The following is a 3602-nucleotide window of genomic DNA, read 5'->3' as shown; positions in this document are numbered from 1 at the left end:
GGCCCGTGCGTGAGTGACCGACAGGCCAGGAGTGCATTCCGGCCTGGGTGATGCAACGGACGTGCAGCGCGACACGCTCTGCCCTTCCCTTTGCAGGACGCGCTCTGCCCCCTCCCTTTGCCGCAGGCAGGGGGAGGGCTGGGGAGGGGCGCCGTTGGTCTGGCTGTTCCGTTGCTGTGGTTGCCATGTATGCCGCCGAAGGCGCAGCAACATCAGGCGCCCAAGCGCAAAGCCAAAGCAACCCCTCCCCGACCCTCCCCTGCGCTACGCGCTAGGGAGGGGGAAGATCAACCGCAACAGCACTGGCGGTGGCAGCTGCACCGCTGGCACGGCTCCGCCGCGTCAATCCGCCTTCTGCGCGGGGCGTGCAGGCGTTTCCACCAGCCCCTGCCCCGCCTTGACCAGCTGGATGAACTGCGCGCGCTCGCCTTCCGGGTCATCACCGCGCGCGTCCCGCGCCGTTGCGATGATCTGCTCCCAGCTCCAGCCCGGCATGCGCTCGCCACCGCGCAGCGCATCGGCAAAGCCCGCCACCGCCGAGGCGAACCGCAGCGACTCGCTCGGCGTCGCGCGCAACGTGCTGGCCAGCACCGGCTGGCGGATCAATTCACTGCTGTCGCTGCCCGGCAGCTTGTAGCGCAGGCGTACATCGGCCACCTCGTCCCCGTGGGCAGTGCCGGCCGGTGCCTTGTCTGCGTACCGCAACGCCGGCAACTGCTCGGCTCCACTGCCCACCGGCACGATCTCGTACAACGCGGTCACTTCATGGCCGGGGCCGATGTCACCGGCATCCACCTTGTCATTGGCGAAGTCCTCGTTGTTCAGCACGCGGTTCTCGTAGCCGATCAACCGGTACTCCGACACCCGCGCCGGATTGAACTCGACCTGGATCTTCACGTCACGGGCGATGGTGAACAGCGTGCTGCCCATCTCGCGCACCAGCACCCGCCGTGCTTCGGACAGGCTGTCGATGTAGGCATGGTTGCCGTCGCCGACATCGGCCAGGCGCTCGGCCATCGCATCGTTGTAATTGCCGGTGCCGAAGCCCAGCGTGGTCAGCGCGATGCCGCTCTTGCGACGGTCACCGACCAGCGTCTCCAGCGCCTGGCGGTTGGCCACGCCCACGTTGAAATCACCGTCGGTGGCCAGGATCACGCGGTTGGCGCCACCTTCGACATAGGACTGGCGCGCCATCGCATAGGCCAGTTCGATGCCGGCACCGCCGTTGGTGCTGCCGCCGGCCTGCAGGCGTTCGAGCGCGGCGATGATCTTCCCATGCTGGTCGCCCGGGGTCGGCTCCAGTACCAGGCCCGCCGAACCGGCGTAAGCGACGATGGCCACCCGGTCCTGGCTGCGCAGCTGCGGCACCAGTTGCGCGAAGGCGCGCTTGAGCAGCGGCAGCTTGTCCTGCGAATACATCGAGCCGGAGGTGTCGACCAGGAACACCAGGTTCATCGGCGGCAGCGCGGCCCGGGACTGTTCGTAGCCCTTGATGCCGATCATCAGCACCTGCCTGCGCGCGTCCCAGGGCGCGCGCGCCAGCTCGGTATGCACGCGGAACGGCACCGCCTTGTCGGCCGGCACCGCGTAGCCGTAGTTGAAGTAGTTGATGAACTCCTCGGCACGCACCGCATCGGCCGGTGGCCGCACGCCATCATCGAGCATGCGCCGTACGTTGCTGTAGCTGCCGGTGTCCACGTCCACCGAGAAGGTCGAGACGGGTTGCTCGGTGGTGCGCTTGACCGGGTTGTCGTCCGGCCGCTCGTAGACCTCGGTGTTGGCCGCAGGCACAACCTGCGAGCCGGTCATGACGATGGTGTTGAGGGTCGGGGCGCCCGCCATCCTTGCCATCGGCGCCGGTGGCGCGGGCAGCGGTGAAGGCATGGGTCCAACGTGCCTCACCTTCTGCGAGCAGCCCGCCACGACCACGGCGGCCACCAGCACCATCACGCAACTGCGTACTTTCATCGGCCAACTCCTTGCCTGGGGTTGGGCGGAGCATAGCGCCCCGCCCGCCATCGGCAAGCATCGGCCGTCGGTCAGGCGCGCAGGCTGGCCAGCGATGCGTCCTGGAGCTGCTGGTAGATGCCGAACTCGTCGCTGACCTTGGCCCCCAAGGCCTGCTCGAAGGCATCGCGGTTGGCGCGGGCGGCGTAGGCACGCTGCTCATCACCGCCCAGGTTGGACTGGAAGATGCCCGCGGCACTCACCGGCAGGAAGTCCTCGTAGATGATCGGATCGGCACTGGCCAGGCCGCGTGCGATCAGCACCTCGGCCGGCAGGTCGCGCTCGGCCACCGGCAACGCACGGCCCGCCTCGGTCAGCGCGTAGCGGTAGTAGCCCAGCCCTTCGCGGCGCAGCACGTCGTGGTCGTCCGGGAAGCCGGCGAAGGCGGCCTGCAGGCGCTGCATGTAGTCGCCGCCGGTGCTTCCGGCACCGCCGCTCTCGCGCGCCTGTGCCAGCAGGGTGTCATACAGCGCACGCCCCTTCGGGGTCAGCGCCAGGCCACGCTGCTCGATCTCGCCGAAGCGCGCGGTGTGGGTACCGGCCTCGTTGTCGGCACCGGACGGGAAATGCACCATCTCCTCCAGCGCCTTGAAGCTGGTCTGGCGCAGCAGGATCGGGCACTCCCGGCGCGGCGGGCCTTCGATCACCGCCTTGGCGGCCAGGCCACGTTCGTGCATCGCTGCCTGCGCAGCATCGATGTCCAGCGTGCGCGGGGTGAGGTGGTTGATGTGCGGGCCGCGGAAGCTGACCACGTCGGCCACCAGGCGATGCGCGCCATGCAGCGCGTGGTAGGTCTGCAGCGAGACGGTGGCTTCGTTGTGCCAGCGGAAGGTCTCCAACGCCTCGACCACGAAGCGCCAGGCGTCGTCTTCGACCAGGCCACCGTCGCGCTCGCACTGCTCGATCAACTGCAGCACGCCCGGGGTGAAGATGTTGCGGCGGGACAGGATCTGCGCGGCCTGCGTGCGCAGCGCTTCATCGTCGATCAGCTCCAGCCGCAGCAGCGAGGTGAACACGCGGAACGGGTTGCGGTTGAGCGACTCGCCGTCCACCGGGCGGAACGCGGTGGAATGCACCGGCACGCCGGCCACTGACAGGTCGTAGTAGCCCACCGGCTGCATGCCCATCACCGCGAACAAACGACGCAGCGTCGCCAGTTCCTGCGCGGTGCCGACGCGGATCGCGCCATGGCGCTCCACGTCCAGCCGCTCGCGCTCGCCGCTGCGCTGCATCTGCTCGGCCATTGCCGGCTGCGCCGCCAGCACGTCGGCGTTGATCTCGCCCACCAGTTCCACCAGGGTGCCGTACAACGGCACTTCGGTGCGGTACATGTGCGACATGGCCTGCGAGAACAGGCTGCGGATGTGGTCGGAGGAAACGAAACGGTCGGCGGTCATGACTGGGCGCGCTGGCGCGAAATCGAAGGAACCGCCATTTTCGCCCGGAATGCAGTGCCGCGCCTATCCGCCCGGCAACAAAAGCCCCCGTGCCAGCGGTGTCAGCGACGCCCGCCCGGCGCGATGCCCTGCCCCGCCGCCATCAGGCTCGCAGGGGGTTCCGCTCGCTCACTGCGCCTTGCGCGCGGCCGCATCCCG

Annotated in this window: 2 protein-coding genes; both read right to left on the bottom strand. The window is 68.8% G+C overall.

Annotated features, from left to right (window positions below):
• Positions 1-342: 342 nt before the first annotated feature.
• Complete coding sequence (locus VA603_RS01065) at positions 343-1842, bottom strand: vWA domain-containing protein (protein ID WP_425603635.1); 1500 nt, start codon at positions 1840-1842, stop codon at positions 343-345.
• A gap of 197 nt (positions 1843-2039) precedes the next feature.
• Positions 2040-3404 (bottom strand): 2-oxoadipate dioxygenase/decarboxylase HglS, encoded by a 1365-nt coding sequence (gene hglS, locus VA603_RS01060; protein ID WP_323437683.1) that lies wholly within the window; start codon positions 3402-3404, stop codon positions 2040-2042.
• Positions 3405-3602 lie beyond the last annotated feature (198 nt).

The sequence above is a fragment of the Stenotrophomonas capsici genome (assembly GCF_034961085.1).
GTDB classification, from domain to species: domain Bacteria; phylum Pseudomonadota; class Gammaproteobacteria; order Xanthomonadales; family Xanthomonadaceae; genus Stenotrophomonas; species Stenotrophomonas capsici.
The sequence above is the reverse complement of the archived record's forward strand: the minus strand, read 5'-3'. Positions and strand labels throughout refer to the sequence as shown.

Coding starts and splice junctions, on each gene's coding strand:
- hglS (WP_323437683.1), bottom strand. CDS start 3,404: ATGACCGCCGACCGTTTCGTTTCCTCCGACCACATCCGCAGCCTGTTC.
- VA603_RS01065 (WP_425603635.1), bottom strand. CDS start 1,842: ATGGCGGGCGCCCCGACCCTCAACACCATCGTCATGACCGGCTCGCAG.